The sequence below is a fragment of the Pseudomonas sp. MIS38 genome (genome assembly GCF_019891575.1).
GTDB classification, from domain to species: Bacteria; Pseudomonadota; Gammaproteobacteria; order Pseudomonadales; family Pseudomonadaceae; genus Aquipseudomonas; species Aquipseudomonas putida_A.
This window is the reverse complement of the sequence record NZ_JAFLXF010000013.1, coordinates 128,846-147,480: the sequence shown is the minus strand read 5'-3', so window position 1 is coordinate 147,480 and position 18,635 is coordinate 128,846. Positions and strand designations below refer to the sequence as shown.

Sequence of the window (18,635 nt, the reverse complement as noted above, 5' to 3'; positions counted from 1 at the left end):
GCAGCCACAGCTGCGATCTTTGGGTGGAGCGGGGGAGGGATCAACGCAGAGTGTCGACCATGTCTGCGATGGTGGTCAGCACGTCCTTGCCCAACTGTTTCGAGCGCTTGCCCGACCAGCCCGTTTTTTTGTCCGGATGGTCGTCGTGATCCTTGAACGGCATTTCCAGGGTCAGCGCCAGGCAGTCGTATTGCTGCCCGACCGCGTTGCAGGCCAGGGTCATGTTGGCCTGGCCCGGTTCGTCGCGGGTGTAGCCGTATTTGGTCTGGAAGTCTTTGGTGGTGTGCTTGAGGTGCGTGCGGAAATGCTCTTCGAGCTTCTCGATGCGCGGCGTGTAACCCGGGTTGCCTTCACAACCGGCGGTGAACACGTGGGGAATTTCTTCATCACCGTGTACGTCGAGGAACAGATCGACGCCGTACTTTTCCATCTGCTGCTGTACGAAAAGTACCTCGGGGCTGACTTCCTGACTGGCGCTCTGCCAGGCGCGGTTCAGGTCCTGGCCCATGGCGTTGGTACGCAGATGGCCGTGGAAGGCGCCGTCCGGGTTCATGTTCGGCACCAGATACAGATCCGCGCTGGCCAGCAGCTTGTTCAACACCGGGTCGTCGTGGCGTTCCAGGCGTTCGATCACACCCTCCATGAACCATTCGGCCATGTGCTCACCCGGGTGCTGTTGCGCGATGATCCAGATTTTGCGCTGGCCTTCGGCGCCCCTGCCCTTGCGCAGCAGTTGAATGTCACGACCTTCGACGCTTTTGCCGGTAGCCAGCAACTCGGTGCCGGCCTTGCTCAGCGCCTGCTCAATCAGCCAGTCGTGACGACCGCGGCTGTAGGGTTCGAAGTAGGCGAACCAAGCGTGAGTCTGCTCGGCTTCGAGGCAAAAGCGCAGGCTGTCGCCTTCGAAACTGGTAGGAATACGAAACCAATTCACATGGTCGTAGGACGCAACAGCCTGATAGCCAGTCCAGGCCTTGTTGTAAGAGGATTGACTGGCGTTGACCAGGCGAAACCAGTGTTCCTGATGAACATGCAGGCCGCTGGCCTTGAAGTGGAACCACTGGAAGTGAGCGCTCCGGGTATCCGGGCGAATGGCCAGAACCGGGTTGAGCGGATTGGAAATATCGATGACTTGAATGTTGCCGCTGTCGAAGTTGGCGCTGATGTCGAACGAAGATTTGGCCACGGTCATAATCGGTTCCTGAATATGATTTTTATGGCGGCTACTTTACACGCAAGACTGGGGTGAAACCGAGGGAAATTGCGGGTTGCGGTGGGGGGCGTCTTCCGTGACGCGCAAGCAGCTTAGAGACTGTGCGATTGATTCTCAAGTGCTAATTGTCATTAGTTTGCCCCAATCTGGCCGGGCTTTGCTTGCCAAGCGATATTCTTTTGATATTATCCGCGCCATCGAATTTGCAGCACCCAAAGACTTCATTAGCCTGAAGCCATAAGCCCGAAAAGCGGGCAAAAAAAGACCCGGCAAAAAGCCGGGTCAAAAACCGTGATTAGCCTGATGAGGAGATAGTCCAGAAGACCGACCTAAGGTCTCTGGTCCATCGACTGATCTCGCGACCAGCTGCCTGCAATAATAATCATTATCATTTGCAAGTCAAATGTTTTTATCTGCGCGATTGGAAAACTCTTTCCTGTCCGTCCGCTTCCCGTGTCCGTTAGAGCTGTTCGCCATCAATTGAATGGTCGACCATCGCTCGCGCCATATCCACCATATGCACCACCGAAAATGCCAGGTCGCGGCTTGCACCCTGCAGGTTTTCGGCTGCCTTGAGGGCGGTGGCGGCTGCGCAGCGCAACAGATCCGACGCGTGCACGAGGGCCTCTTCGCCGCTGAGATGGCGTTTTACATCAAAAAAACGTTCATCTACCTCGGGTTCTGACACAGCTGGTTTCAAGTAATAGTCCAGTGCTCGCTGCGCTGCTGCATTGCCTTGAGGGGAGGTGAACGTGGTGTCCATTTGCAGATCGGGCAAGTCTTTGCTGCTGATATTCATGGTGAAGGGTCACTCCTTGTTCGATTGAAAGTCCGTGCTTCCAGCATAGTACGATGCGTAGTTGTGACCAGAATTTAAATACTACAATATGTGTTTTGCCGGCCGAAGGCGGGGCAAGTAAGGTGCCGCACATGGATAAATGGATTGAGTTGGTCAAGGCCAAAATGAGTGAACTCAAAATCACTCAAACAGAGCTCGGAGAGCGCGTCGGCATGTCCCAGGGCGGGATCGGCCATTGGCTGAACAAACGTCGCGAGCCGGGTATTACGGAAATGAACCGCGTATTGCAGGCGCTGGGGATGGACTTCCTGGAAGTGGTGCTGGTGATTCGCGAGCCGCAGGAGACCGACGATGACGAGATGCCGCTGGCGCAGAAGTACAACCCGTATTTCCGCTATCCGGTCAGCGATTGGCACACGCCGTGCGAATCGCGTGAGAGTGCAACCGCCGCTTACGCCCCGTCACATGACAAGCAGCGCTTCGAACTGACGGATTATCACGCCCGTGGCGCAGCGTTCTGGCTGACCGTGACGGGAAATTCGATGACCGCACCTTCAGGTCAGAGCATCGCCGAAGGCATGCTGATCCTGGTGGACCCGGAGGTGGAGGCGCTGCCCGGCAAACTGGTGATCGCCCAGTGGCAGGGCTGCGATGAAGCGATCTTTCGCAAGCTCGACGAAGAGGGCGGCCAGCGTTATCTGGTACCGCTCAATCCGACCTGGCCTAAAGCCCTGTTCACCGATGAGTGTCGAATCATCGGCGTGGTGGTTCAGGCCACGGCGCGTTTCTAGTCAGATCGATCCTCGCTCGGCGTAGGATCGATCTCCCATTTACTCGGCTTCCAGTTCCACCAAAGCGCTGCCTTCGCCGACCATTTCGCCTTCCTGGCAATACAGCGCTTTGATCACTCCCGCATGGGGCGCGCGAATGCTGTGCTCCATCTTCATCGCCTCCAGCACCACCAGTTGCGCACCGGCCTCGACCGATTGCCCGGCCTCCACCAACACCCGCACGATGCTGCCGTTCATAGGCGCAGTCAGACCGCCCTGATGGCTGTGGCTGGCGTCGACGGCGCTGATTGGGTCGAACATCTGAATACGCCGCAACTCGCCTTCCCATTGCAGGTACAGCGAATCGCCCTGACGAATGGCGCGCAAGGTGCGACGTACGCCATCGTGCTCGACGACCAATGCTTCATCCGACAGTTTGGCGTTGTCGGTGCTGCCCAAGGTCAACGCCCGATCCTGACCTTCGCAGCTCAAGTGCAAGGTGACTTCCGCCGGCAACCCTGCGCGCAACCCGCTGTTCAACGCCCACGGCGAACCCAGGTCATCCGCCCGAACAGCGCCCGGCAGACTCTGCGCGAAAGCCTGTGCTGCGGTCTGCCAGAACTCATCGCTCAGCTCACCCGGAGCGGGCAGCAGCGTTTCCTGATAACGCGGAATAAACCCGGTATCCAGCTCCGCGGCGGCAAACGCGGGATGCGCGATGATCCGCCGCAGGAAGTTGATGTTGGTCTTCAAGCCGCCAATCGCGAACTCATCAAGCATGCTCAACAGCCGTAGGCGCGCCTGTTCGCGATCTTCGCCCCAGGCGATCAGCTTGCCGAGCATCGGGTCATAGAACGGCGAAATTTCATCGTCTTCTGCAACCCCGCTATCCACCCGACGCCCCGGTCCGGCGGCCGATTCACGGTAAAGCTCCAGACGTCCGGTGGCGGGCAGGAAATCATTCGACGGATCTTCGGCATACAGGCGCACTTCAATCGCATGGCCATTGAGCGGCACCTGATCCTGCGTGATCGGCAACGCTTCACCACGCGCCACACGAATCTGCCACGCCACCAGATCGAGGCCAGTGATCGCTTCGGTGACCGGGTGCTCGACCTGCAGGCGCGTGTTCATCTCCATGAAGAAGAATTCGCCACGTGCATCCAGGAGGAACTCCACGGTCCCCGCGCCGACATAACCGATCGCCTGCGCCGAACGCACCGCCGCTTCGCCCATGGCGCGGCGCAGTTCCGGGGTCAGGCCCGGGGCCGGGGCTTCTTCGACGACCTTCTGGTGCCGGCGCTGGATCGAGCAATCACGCTCGTTGAGGTACAGGCAGTTGCCATGCTGATCGGCGAACACCTGAATTTCCACATGGCGTGGTTTGAGCAGGTATTTCTCCACCAGCATCCGCGAATCGCCGAACGACGACTGCGCCTCACGCTGCGCCGAGGCCAGCGCTTCGGCCAGTTGGCTGACGTCCTCAACCACTTTCATGCCTTTACCGCCGCCACCGGCCGTGGCCTTGAGCAGCACCGGATAGCCAATGCGTGCGCAGGCATCGCGGAAGGTTTCGAGATCCTGCGCCTCGCCGTGATAGCCCGGCACCAGCGGCACACCGGCGGTTTCCATCAGCGCCTTGGCTGCGGATTTGCTGCCCATCGCGTCGATGGCCGAAGCGGGCGGGCCGAGGAAAATCAGCCCGGCCTGTTCAATGGCACGGGCGAAGCCGGCATTCTCCGACAGGAAACCGTACCCCGGGTGAATCGCCTGCGCGCCGCTGGCCTTGGCCGCCGCGATCAGCTTGTCGATTTGCAGATAACTGTCGGCGGCTTTGCTGCCGCCGAGATCAACGCGGATATCCGCTTCGCGGCTGTGCCGCGCTTCGCGGTCGGTGGCGCTGTGCACGGCGACGGTGGTCAGGCCCAGCGCCTTGGCGGTACGCATGACCCGGCAAGCGATTTCGCCACGGTTGGCCACCAGCAGGGTGGTGAGAACAGGTGCGCTCATCAACGCGGCTCCTTGGGGGTGGTTGCGGCTTGCCAGCTCGGTGCACGTTTTTGCAGGAAGGCGCGCAAGCCTTCCTGGCCTTCAGGGCTGACGCGGATGCGCGCGATGGCGTTTTCGGTGTAGCGGCGCAGCGCCGGGGTCAGCGCGCCGTTGCCGACTTCGCGCAGCAGATCTTTACTGGCGCGCATCGCGGCAGGGCTGTTGAGCAGCAGGTTGTCGATCCATTGTTCGACGGCTTGATCAAGCTCGGCGGCCGGGTAGCTCTCGGACAACAAGCCGATTTCCCGCGCACGCTGCCCACCGAAGCGCTCGGCAGTCAGCGCGTAGCGACGCGCGGCACGTTCGCCGATGGCTTGCACCACGAACGGACTGATCACCGCCGGCGCCAGGCCGATGCGCACTTCCGACAGACAGAACTGCGCATCATCGGCGCCAATCGCCATGTCGCAGCAACTGATCAGCCCCAGCGCGCCGCCGAACGCCGCGCCTTGCACCACGGCCACGGTCGGGATTTTCAGCTTGGCGAGGTTGTACATCAGCTCCGCCAGTTCGCGGGCATCGTCCAGGTTGGTGTGGTAATCGAGTTCGGCCGATTGCTGCATCCACGCCAGATCGGCGCCGGCGCTGAAATGCTTGCCACGCCCGCGCACCAACAGGAAACGCAGGCTGGCGTCGCTGGCAACCTTGTCCAGTGCGAGGATCAGTTCGCGGATCATTTCGGCGTTGAACGCGTTGTTTTTCTCCGCGCGGTTGAGCCACAGGGTGGCGAAACCCCGTGAGTCGTTGTGCAGTTCGAGGGTGTTGAAGTCGCTCATATTCTTCCGTCTCCACGGTTTCTGTGGGAGCGGGCTTGCTCGCGAAGACGGTCTGTCAGTTGCGGATACGTCGACTGATACACCGCTTTCGCGAGCAAGCCCGCTCCCACAAAAAAGCATCACATCCGGAACACGCCGAAGCGGCTCGGTTCGATAGGCGCGTTCAACGACGCGGACAAGGCCAAGGCCAGCACATCGCGGGTCTGCGCCGGGTCGATGACGCCGTCGTCCCATAGGCGTGCGCTGGAGTAGTAGGGGTGACCCTGCTCTTCGTACTGGTCGAGGATCGGTTGTTTGATCTCGGCTTCCTGCGCGGCGCTGAAGGCTTGGCCGCTGCGTTCGGCCTGCTCGCGCTTGACCTGCACCAGCACGCCCGCCGCCTGCTCGGCACCCATCACGCCGATGCGCGCATTCGGCCACATCCACAGGAAGCGCGGATCGTAAGCGCGCCCGCACATGCCGTAGTTGCCGGCGCCGAAACTGCCGCCGATGATCACGGTGAATTTCGGCACTTTGGCGCAAGCCACGGCGGTCACCAGTTTCGCGCCGTGCTTGGCGATGCCGCCGGCCTCGTATTTCTGGCCGACCATGAACCCGGTGATGTTCTGCAGGAACAGCAGCGGAATGCCGCGCTGGCAGGCCAGTTCGATGAAGTGCGCGCCTTTTTGCGCGGCTTCGGCGAAGAGGATGCCGTTGTTGGCGAGGATCGCGATCGGGTAGCCATGCAGGTGCGCAAAACCGCAGACCAGGGTGGTGCCGAACAGCGCCTTGAATTCATCGAACACCGAACCGTCGACCAGCCGCGCAATCACTTCGCGCACGTCGAATGGCTGTTTGGCGTCGGCCGAAACCACGCCATATAACTCGTCGCTGGCGTACAGCGGCGCAATCGGCGTGCGCTGCTGCACTTCGCCGAGCTTGCGCCAGTTGAGGTTGGCGACGCTGCGGCGGGCGAGGGCGAGGGCGTGTTCGTCGCTCTCGGCGTAATGGTCGGCCACGCCGGAAATCTTGCAGTGCACATCGGCACCGCCGAGGTCTTCAGCGCTGACCACTTCTCCGGTCGCGGCTTTCACTAAAGGTGGGCCGGCGAGGAAAATCGTCGCCTGATTGCGCACCATGATTGCTTCGTCCGCCATCGCCGGCACATAGGCGCCGCCTGCGGTGCAGGAGCCCATGACCACGGCGATCTGCGGAATGCCCATGGCGCTCATGTTGGCCTGGTTGAAGAAGATCCGGCCAAAGTGCTCGCGATCCGGGAACACTTCGTCCTGACGCGGCAGGTTGGCGCCGCCCGAGTCCACCAGATAGATGCACGGCAGGCGGTTCTGCTGGGCGATGGTCTGCGCGCGCAGGTGTTTTTTCACGGTCAGCGGGTAGTACGAGCCACCTTTCACCGTCGCGTCGTTGGCGACGATCATGCACTCGACGCCTTCGACCCGGCCGATCCCGGCAATCACCCCGGCGGCTGGCACGTCTTCGCCATACACGGCGTGGGCGGCGAGCTGGCTGATCTCGAGAAACGGCGAGCCCGGATCAAGCAGGCGGTTGATGCGTTCGCGCGGGAGCAACTTGCCTCGCGAGGTGTGACGTTCCTGGGCTTTCGCACCGCCGCCCTGCGCCACTTGGGCGAGCAGGGTGTGCAGCGCGTCGACCTGTTCAAGCATCGCCGCGCTGTTGGCGGCGAACTCCGCTGAACGGGGATTGAGCTGGGTATGCAGGATAGCCATGTGCAGCTCCGTTTAGCGGGTTTCGTTGAACAGTTCGCGGCCGATCAGCATGCGCCGGATCTCGCTGGTGCCGGCGCCGATTTCGTACAGCTTGGCGTCACGCAGCAGACGTCCGGCCGGGAATTCGTTGATGTAGCCGTTGCCGCCAAGAATCTGGATCGCGTCGAGGGCCATTTGCGTGGCGCGCTCGGCGGTGTAGAGGATCACCCCGGCGGCGTCCTTGCGCGTGGTTTCGCCACGCTCGCAGGCCTGAGCGACTGCATACAGGTAGGCGCGGCTGGCGTTGAGCTGGGTGTACATGTCGGCGACTTTGCCCTGGATCAGCTGGAATTCGCCGATGCTCTGGCCGAACTGCTTGCGATCGTGGATGTACGGCACGATCAGATCCATGCACGACTGCATGATCCCGGTCGGGCCGCCGGACAGTACGACGCGCTCGTAATCGAGGCCGCTCATCAGCACTTTCACGCCACCGTTGAGCACACCGAGGATGTTTTCTTCCGGCACTTCGACGTCATCGAAGAACAGCTCGCAGGTGTTGGAACCGCGCATGCCGAGCTTGTCGAACTTGTTGCTGCGGCTGAAGCCTTTCCAGTCGCGTTCGACGATGAACGCGGTGATGCCGTGCGGGCCTTTTTCCAGGTCGGTCTTGGCGTAGATCACGTAGGTGTTGGCGTCAGGGCCGTTGGTGATCCAGGTCTTGCTGCCGTTGAGTACGAAGCGGTCGCCGCGTTTGTCGGCGCGCAGTTTCATCGAGACCACGTCGGAACCGGCGTTCGGCTCGCTCATGGCGAGTGCACCAACGTGTTCGCCGCTGATCAGCTTCGGCAGGTATTTGGATTTCTGTTCGTGGTTGCCATTACGGTTGATCTGGTTGACGCAGAGGTTGGAATGCGCGCCGTAGGACAGGGCCACCGAGGCCGATCCACGGCTGATTTCTTCCATCGCCACCACATGCGCCAGGTAACCCAGGCCCGCGCCGCCGTACTCTTCCGGCACGGTGATGCCGAGCAGGCCCATGTCACCGAATTTGCGCCACATGTCGGCCGGGAACAGGTTGTCGCGGTCGATCTGCGCGGCGCGTGGGGCGATCTGATCGGCGACGAAGGACTGAACCTGATCGCGCAGCATGTCGATGGTTTCACCGAGGGCGAAGTTCAGGGATGGGTAGCTCATGGGTCACCTTTTGGCTTTTTTGTAGGGTGGGGAGGGCGGTCGAACGGCTCTCACCTTTACGTTAACGTAAGCCTGTGACGAATGGCTGTCAATCACCCTTTACGTTAACGTCAACATAGGCGAGAGTAGGACCAGTTCAGGATTGAAGCGGAGTGCTTTTGGTGGGAGCGGGCTTGCTCGCGAATGCAGTGTGTCAGCCTATACATCTGGCGACTGATCCTCCCCATTCGCGAGCAAGCCCGCTCCCACCCGAAGCAAAATCCCGGTAAACCCACTAATAAAGACAATAGGGGTCATCATGGATCAACCCAGTGCAAACCCGCAGCGCAGCTATACCCGAGGCTCCCAGGACAAAGCCTTGCTGGCGATGACCATCGGGCAGAAGTTCGATCAGACTGTCGCGCAACACCCGTACGGCGAGGCGCTGGTCGTAAGGCATCAGCAGTTGCGTTATACCTGGCAGCAACTGGCCGATAGCGTCGACCTGCACGCCAGAGCCTTGCTGGCGCTGGGTTTGCAGGCGGGAGATCGGCTCGGCATCTGGGCGCCGAACTGCGCGCAGTGGTGCATCACGCAAATCGCCACGGCGAAAATTGGCGTGATCCTGGTCAACATCAACCCGGCCTACCGCAGCTCCGAACTGGAATACGTGCTCAAGCAGTCCGGTTGCCAGTGGCTGGTGTGCGCCGGCGCTTTCAAGTCCTCCAACTACCACGCCATGCTGCAAGGGCTGGTACCGGAACTCGCCGAACAATCCATCGGCCAGTTGCGCAGCAAACGTCTGGCGGATTTACGTGGGGTGATCAGCCTCGACGCACAGCCACCGTCGGGGTTCCTGCCGTGGTCGCAATTGGCCGATCTGGCGAGCAGTGTTTCGCCCGAACAACTGCGTGAGCGCAGCGACAGCCTGCACTTCGATCAACCGGTGAATATCCAGTACACCTCCGGCACCACCGGTTTCCCCAAGGGCGCGACCCTCAGTCACTACAACATCCTCAACAACGGTTACATGGTCGGCGAAAGCATCGGCCTGACCCCGAGCGACCGCCTGGTGATCCCCGTGCCGCTGTATCACTGCTTCGGCATGGTCATGGGCAACCTCGGCTGCATCACCCACGCCAGCACGATGATCTACCCCAACGACGCGTTCGACCCGTTACTGACCCTGCAAACCGTCGCCGAAGAACAAGCCACCGGCCTCTATGGCGTGCCGACCATGTTCATTGCCATGCTCGATCAGCCGCAGCGCGCCGTGTTCGATCTGTCGACCCTGCGCACCGGGATCATGGCCGGCGCCACTTGCCCGATCGAGGTAATGCGCCGGGTCATCAGCGAGATGCACATGAGCGAAGTGCAGATTGCCTACGGCATGACCGAGACCAGTCCGGTGTCGCTGCAGACCGGGCCGAACGATGAGCTGGAACTGCGCGTCACCACCGTCGGCCGCACCCAGCCGCAACTGGAAAGCAAAATCATCGACGAGGCGGGCAACCTGGTGCCGCGCGGCACCATCGGTGAGCTGTGCACCCGCGGTTACAGTGTGATGCTCGGTTACTGGAGCAACCCGCAAGCCACGGCCGAAGCCATCGACGAGGCAGGCTGGATGCACACCGGCGATCTGGCGAGCATGAACGATGAGGGTTACGTGAACATCGCCGGGCGTAACAAGGACATGATCATTCGCGGTGGCGAGAACGTTTATCCGCGTGAGCTGGAAGAATTTTTCTTCACCCACCCGGCGGTGGCGGACGTGCAGGTGATCGGCATTCCGTGCTCGCGTTACGGCGAGAAGATTGTCGCCTGGATCAAGTTCCATCCCGGCCACAGTGCCACCGAACAAGAGCTGCAAGCGTGGTGCAAGGAACGCATCGCGCACTTCAAGACGCCGCGTCATTTCAAGTTCGTCGAAGAGTTTCCGATGACGGTGACGGGCAAGATCCAGAAATTCCGGATGCGCGAGATCAGTATCGAGGAGCTCCGCGAAAAGCAGGCCTGACAACAATCAAATGTGGGAGCGGGCTTGCTCGCGAATGCGGTGTATCAGATACAAATTTGTCGCCTGACACTCAGCATTCGCGAGCAAGCCCGCTCCCACAATGGAGATAGAGTATTTTCAGGAATCACAGAAAGCACAAAGGGGAGCCGAAGCTCCCCTTTAATTTTGTCGTCGCGTGCTCTTTTTTATTATTGAGGGGCGGTCTGTTGTTGTTTTTGGCAACCGTGGCCCTTTACCGCTGTTTTTGGCGACCCCCATCCGGGGTCAAGAGCAAACGTATTTTTTTGAGCGCTGATCTGCTTTCTCGTTAAACGATCCAACCGATTCGGGAGCTACCTGAAGGTAGTTTTATTGTTCTCTGCCCGGTTGCGGGTCACTCCTGAGAGCACCCTGAAAAGCACACCTTCTCCAAAAAAATCTGTTAGCTGCGTCTCTGCCGTGTTGTTTTTGTTATGTCAGAGTCGGTACGTCTTATTTTTATTGGTTTGCTGCTTTTTATTCTTGTTATGCCATAGAGATAGCAGAAGCCGTGCCAACTTTTTAAATCCCTTGTAAATCAATGCCTTGAGATTTTTGAAGGATTTTTCCTTCAGGGCAAAACAGACAATTTGTTTCCGTGTTACTCGACTACGCCCACGTTTCCGACACAGCGGTAACACCTTCGCCCTCACTGGGCGTTACGGGCCTTGGCCACACGCGAACCGCTCGGGCGACCGAGCACCGCGCTGATCTGCTGACCCGCCGCAATCAGGGCGTCGAGGTCGATACCGGTCTCGATGCCCAGGCCGTTGAGCAGGTACACCACGTCTTCGGTGGCGACGTTACCGCTCGCGCCTTTGGCGTACGGGCAGCCGCCGAGGCCGGCGATAGAGCTGTCGAACACCGCGATGCCTTCCAGCAGGCTGGCATAGATGTTGGCCATCGCCTGGCCGTAGGTGTCGTGGAAGTGCCCGGCGAGTTTTTCCCGTGGCACTTGCGCCGACACCACTTCGAACAACCGCCGGGTCGCGCCGGCGGTGCCGGTGCCGATGGTGTCGCCGAGGGACACTTCGTAGCAGCCCATCGCATACAACTCGCGGGCGACCATCGCCACTTGTTCCGGTGCGACCTCGCCTTCATAAGGGCAACCGAGCACGCAGGACACGTAACCGCGCACGGTAACGCCGTGCTGTTTCGCGGCCTCCATGATCGGTGCGAAGCGCGCCAGGCTTTCGCTGATCGAGCAGTTGATGTTGCGCTGCGAGAACGCCTCGGACGCCGCAGCGAACACCGCGACTTCTTTCACGCCGGCAGCCAGCGCATCTTCAAATCCGCGCAGGTTCGGCGCCAGTGCGCCGTAGGTCACACCGGGTTTGCGCTGGATCTGCGCAAACACTTCGGCGGATCCGGCCATCTGCGGCACCCATTTCGGCGAGACAAAACTGCCGACTTCGATATAACCAAGGCCGGCGGCGCTCAGGGCGTCGACCAGTTGCACCTTGTCAGCCACGCTGATCGGTTGGGCTTCGTTCTGCAGGCCATCGCGCGGGCCGACTTCGATCAGGCGTACTTGGGAGGGGAGGGACATGGGTTGACCTGCTCTTCTGGATTCGAGGAGATCCCCTGTAGGAGTGAGCCTGCTCGCGATAGCGGTGAGTCAGTTAATATTTGCTCGACTGACACACCGCTATCGCGAGCAGGCTCACTCCTACAAGGGATTTGTGTTGTTTACTAGCTCGCCTGCTGGCCCTTGAGCGTCTGCTCCAACGCCTGCACGCAGCGCTCTTCAGCGGTGTCGAGTTCCAGCTTCATCTGTTCGATGTCGAGCAACTGCTGCTCAAGCTGTTCGCGGCGTTCGCTGATTTTCGCCAGCATGCTGTTGAGCTGTTTGGTGTTACCGCTGGACGGGTCGTAGAGTTCGATCAATTCGCGGCATTCGGCCAACGAAAAGCCGATGCGCTTGCCACGCAGGATCAGCTTCAGGCTGACCTTGTCGCGCGGCGAGTAGATACGTTCCTGGCCACGGCGCTCAGGGCTGAGCAAGCCTTGTTCTTCGTAAAAGCGGATCGCCCGGGTGGTGATGTCCAGCTCGCGGGCGAGGTCGGAAATGCTGTAGGTCTGGCTGCTCATGAAAGCGCTCGGAAAAAGGTCTTGGCGCTAAGCTAATGGCGAGTTGACGTTTACGTCAAGCAGGAAGGATCGTTGTTGTCAGTGCCGGCCTCTTCGCGAGCAAGCTCGCTCCCACAGGATCAGTGGCCTACACAAGATCATGTGGGAGCGAGCTTGCTCGCGAAGAACGATGACTCGGTAAAAAGACTTACACTTTATCGAGCTTCTTCTCCTGCGCTGCCACCTGCTGGCACAACTCGATGATCTGCTCGCGCATCCAGCGATTTGCTGGGTCCTGGTCGGTGCTTTCATGCCAGTACAGGTGAGTCTCCAGCGGCGGCACGTCGTTGACTGGCAGGTTGAACGCATGCAGGTCATTACGCCGGGCAAAGCGCTCGGGTACCGTCATCACCATGTCGGTCTGCTGCATGACCTGCGACGCCATCAGATAATGCTGCGAGCGCAGGGCGATCTTGCGCTGAATGCCCATTTTGCCTAGCGCCAGATCGACGTAGCCCAGACCACTGCGGCGGCTGGAAATGTGGATGTGGGTCAGCGACAGATAGTCATCCAGCGACAGTTTCTCCTTGCCCGCCAGCGGATGGCCCTTGCGCATCGCACAGACGTAACGGTCCTCCATCAGCTTGACGTGGCGCACCTGCGGGTCGGTGTTGAGCGGTGCATCCACGGCGAAATCCAGACGTCCGGCGGCCAGTTCCTTGGTGGTCTCGCGGCGTTTGGACAGAAAGCTCTCGATGATCACCGTCGGCGCCAGACGCCGCAAACGCTGGAACAGCGGCGGCAGAATCACTGCTTCAGTGAGGTCGGTCATGCTGATGCGATAAGTCTTCACCGCCTGCGCCGGGTTGAAAATCCGGCTCTCCTGGACCGACACCCGCAGCAGCGACAGCGCGTTGCGCACCGGGCCGATGATGTTCTGTGCCATCGGCGTCGGCACCATGCCCTGCGCGGTGCGCACGAACAGTGGATCGTTGAAGGTCTCGCGCAACCGCGCCAGCGCGTTGGACACCGCCGGCTGGGTAATCCCGACAATCTGCCCGGCGCGGGTCAGGTTGGCTTCGGTGTAGATCGCGTCGAAGACGATGAAAAGGTTGAGGTCGACCTTACTCAGATTCATAACGCGGCTTCTCTTGTTCTAGGGGCTGACGATCAGCGGATCATATATCGGTGATGAATGTTTATACACGCCGAGAATAGGCTAGGTAAATTATCAGCGCTGTTCTAGCATCGATTGCATGATCTGAACAACCTCTGCCTAAAGAAGGTAATTGCTCATGGATTTCGCTTATTCGCCCAAGGTGCAAGAACTGCGTGAGCGCGTGACCGCGTTCATGGACACTTACGTTTACCCGGCCGAAGCCGTGTTCGAACGCCAGGTTGCCGAGGGTGATCGCTGGCAGCCGACCGCGATCATGGAAGAGCTCAAAGCCAAGGCCAAGGCTGAAGGGCTGTGGAATCTGTTCCTGCCTGAGTCGGAACTCGGCGCCGGTCTGACCAACCTTGAATACGCACCGCTGGCAGAAATCATGGGCCGTTCGCTGCTGGGGCCGGAGCCGTTCAACTGCTCGGCGCCGGACACCGGCAACATGGAAGTGCTGGTGCGCTACGCCAACGAAGAGCAGAAACAGCGCTGGCTCGAACCGCTGCTGCGCGGCGAGATCCGCTCGGCGTTTGCCATGACCGAGCCGGACGTGGCCTCGTCCGACGCCACCAACATGGCCGCCCGCGCCGTGCGTGATGGCGATGAATGGGTGATCAACGGCAAGAAATGGTGGACTTCCGGCGCCTGCGATCCGCGCTGCAAGATTCTGATCTTCATGGGCCTGAGCAACCCCGACGCACCGCGTCATGCGCAGCACTCGATGATCCTCGTGCCGGTTGACACCCCCGGGGTGAAAATCGTCCGCCCGCTGCCGGTATTCGGCTACGACGACGCACCGCATGGTCACGCTGAAGTGCTGTTCGACAACGTGCGCGTGCCTTACGAAAACGTCCTGCTCGGCGAAGGTCGCGGCTTCGAAATAGCTCAGGGTCGCCTAGGTCCAGGGCGGATTCACCACTGCATGCGCTCGATCGGCATGGCTGAACGTGCGCTGGAATTGATGTGCAAACGCTCGGTGAGCCGCACCGCGTTCGGCAAGCCATTGGCGCGTCTGGGCGGTAACGTCGACAAGATCGCCGACTCGCGCATGGAAATCGACATGGCGCGCCTGCTGACCCTGAAAGCGGCGTACATGATGGACACCGTCGGCAACAAAGTGGCGAAGAGCGAGATCGCGCAGATCAAGGTCGTCGCGCCGAACGTGGCGCTGCGGGTGATCGACCGGGCGATCCAGATCCACGGCGGGGCCGGGGTCTCGAATGATTTCCCGTTGGCCTACATGTACGCCATGCAGCGCACCCTGCGCCTGGCCGACGGCCCGGACGAAGTGCACCGCGCGGCGATCGGCAAGTTCGAGATCGGCAAGTACGTGCCGAAGGAAATGTTGCGCAGCAGTCATTAAGACCGCGTCGCCGGCTTCGCGAGCAAGCCCGCTCCCACATTCGACCGCATCCCGACTGGAAGAATGCGATCAAAAGTGGGAGCGGGCTTGCTCGCGAAGGGGCCCATGCATCCAGCACACCTGCATCAGATTCAGTACACCCAAACCTCAACCCGCCGATTCTTGATCCTGCCTTCATCCGCACTGTTCGCCGCCACCGGCATCAACGCGCCAAACCCGCGCACTTCGCGCATCACCACGCCGTTCTTCACCAATTCACGGCGCACCGCCATCGCCCGCAGCTTTGACAGCAGGTCGGCGCGGGCCGGATCGTCTTTCTCGTCGCCAAACCCCACCAGCGTCACCGCGCGCTCGGTCTTGTCATGGCGCTGTATATAGTCGAGCACCCGCGCCAGATCCTGCCGCGCCTTGTTGTCGAGGCTGGCGCTGCCTTCTTCGAAACGGAAATTCACCGTCAGACGCTGGGCATGGCGGCTGAGGGATTGATAACCCTCGGGCATCAGCGCATTCGGTGTCACGGTCATCGCGTGCACGGTCTGGCTGATGAAGCCGTTGGCCGCAACAATCTTCTGGCCCTGTGGGCTTTGCGCAAACGCCACCAGTGCCGATGCCCACGGATTCTGGTTGCCCGGCGGCAGATAAAAGAACAGGCGCCGCGACAGCGGATAGTCCTCAGTGGCAATCAGGCTGTTGAGCGGCAACATCGATTGCGATGCGCCGTCGGCAATCGCCACGGCTTTGGCCTGACGCACATACGGCAGACCGATGAAACCGATACCCTGCGGATCACTGCTCACCGCGTCGGACAATTGCTCGCTGGATTCGAAGCGTTTCGCACTGGAACTCAGACTTTTCCCACGCCGACCCAGCACCAGTTCCTTGAACGTGTCGTAAGTGCCGGACTGATCATCCCGCGCATATAAATGAATCGCGCCGCCGCGACCGCCGAGGTCTTCCCAGGTTTTCACCTCACCGCTGAAGACCCGCGCCAGTTGCTCTGTGTCCAGTTGCTGCAGTGGGTTGCCTGGGTGAAGGATGATCGCCAGGCCGTCGATGGCAATCACCTGCTCGGCGGCGGCGCTTTTCAGATCGCCGAGCGCTTGCAGGCTGAGCAGTTCGCTGTCCTTGATCGGTCGGGAGGAGGCGGCGAGGTCGGCACTGGCGCTTTTCAGCGCGGTGAACCCGGTGCTGGAACCGTGGGCGGCGACTTCAATCACCACCCGTTTGCCTTGGGCAGTCTGGCCGACGATGTGTTGTTCGTTGGCGGTGTCGGGATTTTCGCGGTGGACTTTGAGCAGCCCTTGCTCTTGCAGAAAACCTTCAACCAACGCCGGGCCGAGATCGGCACCGATGGTGTTGGAACCCTGAATGCGCAATGCCGGGCCGTGTTCGGGGATAGGCAGGGTGGCGGCACTGACCGTCAGCCATGCACTCGACAGAAAAGCGAACAGAACACGCAGGGTCATGCCGGCACCGAATCAAGCCAAGGGGATTGCCGGGGAGATTAAGTCAGGCGCATGACCAAAACATGACAGTGATCCAATGTAGGAGTGAGCCTGTGGTGAGGGGATTTATCCCCGATGGTTGGCGAAGCCGACCCAAAATCTTCATTTCGATCTACTAGAGACGACTGGGGCCGCTTCGCAGCCCATCGGGGATAAATCCCCTCACCACAGGCTCACTCCTACAGGGAGAAGCGTTGTGAATCAGCTCAACTCAAGCCAGATCGGCGCATGATCCGACGGTTTTTCCATGCCGCGCAGTTCATAGTCCACGCCCGCATCCTTGACCCTTGGCAGCAAACCATGGGACGCCAGGATCACGTCAATCCGCAGCCCGCGCTTCGGTTCGTCTTCAAAACCACGGCTGCGATAGTCGAACCAGCTGAACATGTCGGTCACGTCCGGGTTCAAGTGGCGATAGCTGTCGGTCAGGCCCCAGTTTTTCAGGCGGGCCATCCACTCGCGCTCTTCCGGCAGGAAGCTGCATTTGCCAGTTTTCAACCAGCGCTTCATGTTGTCCGGGCCGATGCCGATGTCGCAGTCCTCCGGGGAAATGTTCACATCGCCCATCACCACCAGCGGCTGTTCGTTGTGGAACTGGCTTTCCAGCAGGGTTTGCAGGTCGCTGTAGAAGCGTTGTTTGGCCGGGAATTTGGTCGGGTGGTCGCGGCTTTCGCCCTGCGGGAAGTAGCCGTTCATGATGGTCACCGGCACGCCATTGGCGTCGGCGAAGGTGCCCCAGATAAAGCGGCGCTGCGCGTCTTCTTCATCGCTGGCGAAGCCTTTGTGGATCGCGATCGGTTCTTTGCGCGAAAGCAGGGCGACGCCGTAATGGCCTTTCTGACCGTGGAAATAAACGTGATAGCCCAGCGCACGCACTTCTTCCAGCGGGAACTGGTCGTCGTGAACCTTGGTTTCCTGCAGGCCGATCACGTCCGGCTGATGCTTTTCGATCAGCGCTGCCAGCTGATGCGGACGGGCGCGCAGTCCGTTGATGTTGAAGGAAACAATCTTCATGGTCGGCAGTCCTGGCAAAAGGGCGATGCTAGCTGACATGTGGGATGGGGGCCAGTGTGGGGTGGGAGAAATCATTTTTGTCTGTGGGATGTGGGTTGCCCGAGCTGACGCCATCGCGAGCAGGCTCGCTCCTACAATTGGAATGCGTACCCCTGTAGGAGTGAGCCTGCTCGCGATTGACGGCCGCCCGGTCGATGAAGCTCCCGGCTTGGTCTATACCTGTGGGGAACTGCGCCACCCGCAAAAGGTTCGTACCATCAAGAGCGCAGTCATTTGAGCCGCGCCCCGGGGGAGAATCACCGTCATGCCTGAAACCCAGACCGCCATCGCCGACATCCACATGCTCGACCGCGGTTACTCGCGCGAAGCCCGATCGCTGCTGTATCAGGCCTATCGCCACGAGCCGACCTTCGGTTACTTGTTCGAGGCCGAGCGGCCGGGTTACGAGCAGCGCGTGCGGGCCACGGTGCGGGAACTGGTCAAACAGCACTTTCTGCAGGATCAGCCGGCCATCGGCCTGTTGGTCAATGACCGTCTGATCGGCATCGCCCTGATCGCGCCGCCGCAGCGTCGTCTGGGCATCACCGAAAGTTGGGCGTGGCGCCTGCGCATGGTGCTCAGCACCGGATTCCGCTGCACCCGGCGTTATCTGGAATACCACGATGCGGTGGCCGCCTGCGTGCCCAGCGATTCGGTGCACATGCTGCCGCTGCTGGGGATTCATCCGCAGTTTCAGGGCAAACACTTCGGCGAGCAGTTGCTGACCGCCGTGCATAACTGGTGCGCAGTGGACGAAACCTCGCAAGGCGTGGTGCTCGACACCGGCAACCCGCGCTACCTGGAATTCTACAAACGTCAGGGTTATGAGGAGATTGGCGAAGTGGCCGTCGGCCCGGTGCGCGAGCACGTGTTTTTCCACGCCAATCCGCAGGTGTTACAAACTGCAACGGCTTAGCCATAGAACTTTTTCGGAAATTTCCTGTTCTATCACGCTCCC

At 60.4% G+C, this 18,635-nt stretch carries 15 protein-coding genes; 4 read left to right on the top strand and 11 right to left on the bottom strand.

Annotated elements, in window-relative coordinates:
• Positions 1 to 40 precede the first annotated feature (40 nt).
• Positions 41 to 1,192, bottom strand: coding sequence for a M14-type cytosolic carboxypeptidase (locus J1G18_RS16570; protein WP_134785978.1), 1,152 nt, complete (start codon positions 1,190 to 1,192; stop codon positions 41 to 43).
• A 481-nt stretch (positions 1,193 to 1,673) separates the two neighbouring features.
• A complete protein-coding gene (locus tag J1G18_RS16565; RefSeq protein ID WP_223008085.1) occupies positions 1,674 to 2,012 on the bottom strand; it encodes a DUF6124 family protein in 339 nt (112 codons plus the stop codon).
• Positions 2,013 to 2,143: 131 nt separating this feature from the next.
• Between J1G18_RS16565 and J1G18_RS16560 the strand changes: the two genes are divergently transcribed.
• A complete protein-coding gene (locus tag J1G18_RS16560; RefSeq protein WP_027614618.1) occupies positions 2,144 to 2,803 on the top strand; it encodes a LexA family protein in 660 nt (219 codons plus the stop codon).
• Positions 2,804 to 2,842: 39 nt separating this feature from the next.
• Here the strand turns inward: J1G18_RS16560 and J1G18_RS16555 are convergent, their stop codons facing one another.
• The 4 genes from J1G18_RS16555 to J1G18_RS16540 form a co-directional block, all read right to left on the bottom strand.
• Positions 2,843 to 4,792, bottom strand: coding sequence for an acetyl/propionyl/methylcrotonyl-CoA carboxylase subunit alpha (locus J1G18_RS16555; RefSeq protein WP_223008084.1), 1,950 nt, complete (start codon positions 4,790 to 4,792; stop codon positions 2,843 to 2,845).
• A complete protein-coding gene (locus tag J1G18_RS16550) occupies positions 4,792 to 5,607 on the bottom strand; it encodes a gamma-carboxygeranoyl-CoA hydratase (RefSeq protein WP_135295414.1) in 816 nt (271 codons plus the stop codon). The genes J1G18_RS16555 and J1G18_RS16550 overlap by 1 nt, the downstream gene beginning before the upstream one ends.
• A 119-nt stretch (positions 5,608 to 5,726) precedes the next feature.
• Positions 5,727 to 7,334 carry a carboxyl transferase domain-containing protein gene (locus J1G18_RS16545; RefSeq protein ID WP_139054542.1) on the bottom strand — a complete coding sequence of 536 codons (1,608 nt, stop codon included), beginning with the start codon at positions 7,332 to 7,334 and terminating at the stop codon, positions 5,727 to 5,729.
• Positions 7,335 to 7,346: 12 nt separating this feature from the next.
• Entirely contained in the window at positions 7,347 to 8,510 is a 1,164-nt protein-coding gene (locus J1G18_RS16540; protein ID WP_007961115.1) for an isovaleryl-CoA dehydrogenase, read from the bottom strand.
• A gap of 298 nt (positions 8,511 to 8,808) precedes the next feature.
• Between J1G18_RS16540 and J1G18_RS16535 the strand changes: the two genes are divergently transcribed.
• Entirely contained in the window at positions 8,809 to 10,506 is a 1,698-nt protein-coding gene (locus J1G18_RS16535; protein ID WP_223008083.1) for an AMP-binding protein, read from the top strand.
• Positions 10,507 to 11,173: 667 nt separating this feature from the next.
• Here J1G18_RS16535 and J1G18_RS16530 read toward each other — a convergent pair.
• The 3 genes from J1G18_RS16530 to J1G18_RS16520 form a co-directional block, all read right to left on the bottom strand.
• A complete protein-coding gene (locus J1G18_RS16530; RefSeq protein WP_027614624.1) occupies positions 11,174 to 12,073 on the bottom strand; it encodes a hydroxymethylglutaryl-CoA lyase in 900 nt (299 codons plus the stop codon).
• Between the two features lie 143 nt (positions 12,074 to 12,216).
• Entirely contained in the window at positions 12,217 to 12,615 is a 399-nt protein-coding gene (locus tag J1G18_RS16525) for a MerR family transcriptional regulator (RefSeq protein ID WP_098968123.1), read from the bottom strand.
• Positions 12,616 to 12,802: 187 nt separating this feature from the next.
• On the bottom strand, positions 12,803 to 13,732 hold the full coding sequence (locus J1G18_RS16520) for a LysR family transcriptional regulator (RefSeq protein WP_027614626.1): 930 nt from the start codon (positions 13,730 to 13,732) through the stop codon (positions 12,803 to 12,805).
• A 157-nt stretch (positions 13,733 to 13,889) separates the two neighbouring features.
• Between J1G18_RS16520 and J1G18_RS16515 the strand changes: the two genes are divergently transcribed.
• Positions 13,890 to 15,119 (top strand): acyl-CoA dehydrogenase, encoded by a 1,230-nt coding sequence (locus tag J1G18_RS16515; RefSeq protein ID WP_223008082.1) that lies wholly within the window; start codon positions 13,890 to 13,892, stop codon positions 15,117 to 15,119.
• A 131-nt stretch (positions 15,120 to 15,250) separates the two neighbouring features.
• Here the strand turns inward: J1G18_RS16515 and J1G18_RS16510 are convergent, their stop codons facing one another.
• Entirely contained in the window at positions 15,251 to 16,585 is a 1,335-nt protein-coding gene (locus J1G18_RS16510; RefSeq protein WP_223008081.1) for a substrate-binding domain-containing protein, read from the bottom strand.
• A 240-nt stretch (positions 16,586 to 16,825) separates the two neighbouring features.
• Positions 16,826 to 17,638: an exodeoxyribonuclease III gene (xthA, locus tag J1G18_RS16505; protein WP_027614628.1), complete on the bottom strand. Its 813-nt coding sequence runs from the start codon at positions 17,636 to 17,638 to the stop codon at positions 16,826 to 16,828.
• Between the two features lie 304 nt (positions 17,639 to 17,942).
• Here xthA and J1G18_RS16500 point away from each other — a divergent pair, with 304 nt between their 5' ends.
• On the top strand, positions 17,943 to 18,593 hold the full coding sequence (locus tag J1G18_RS16500; RefSeq protein ID WP_007961094.1) for a GNAT family N-acetyltransferase: 651 nt from the start codon (positions 17,943 to 17,945) through the stop codon (positions 18,591 to 18,593).
• Positions 18,594 to 18,635 lie beyond the last annotated feature (42 nt).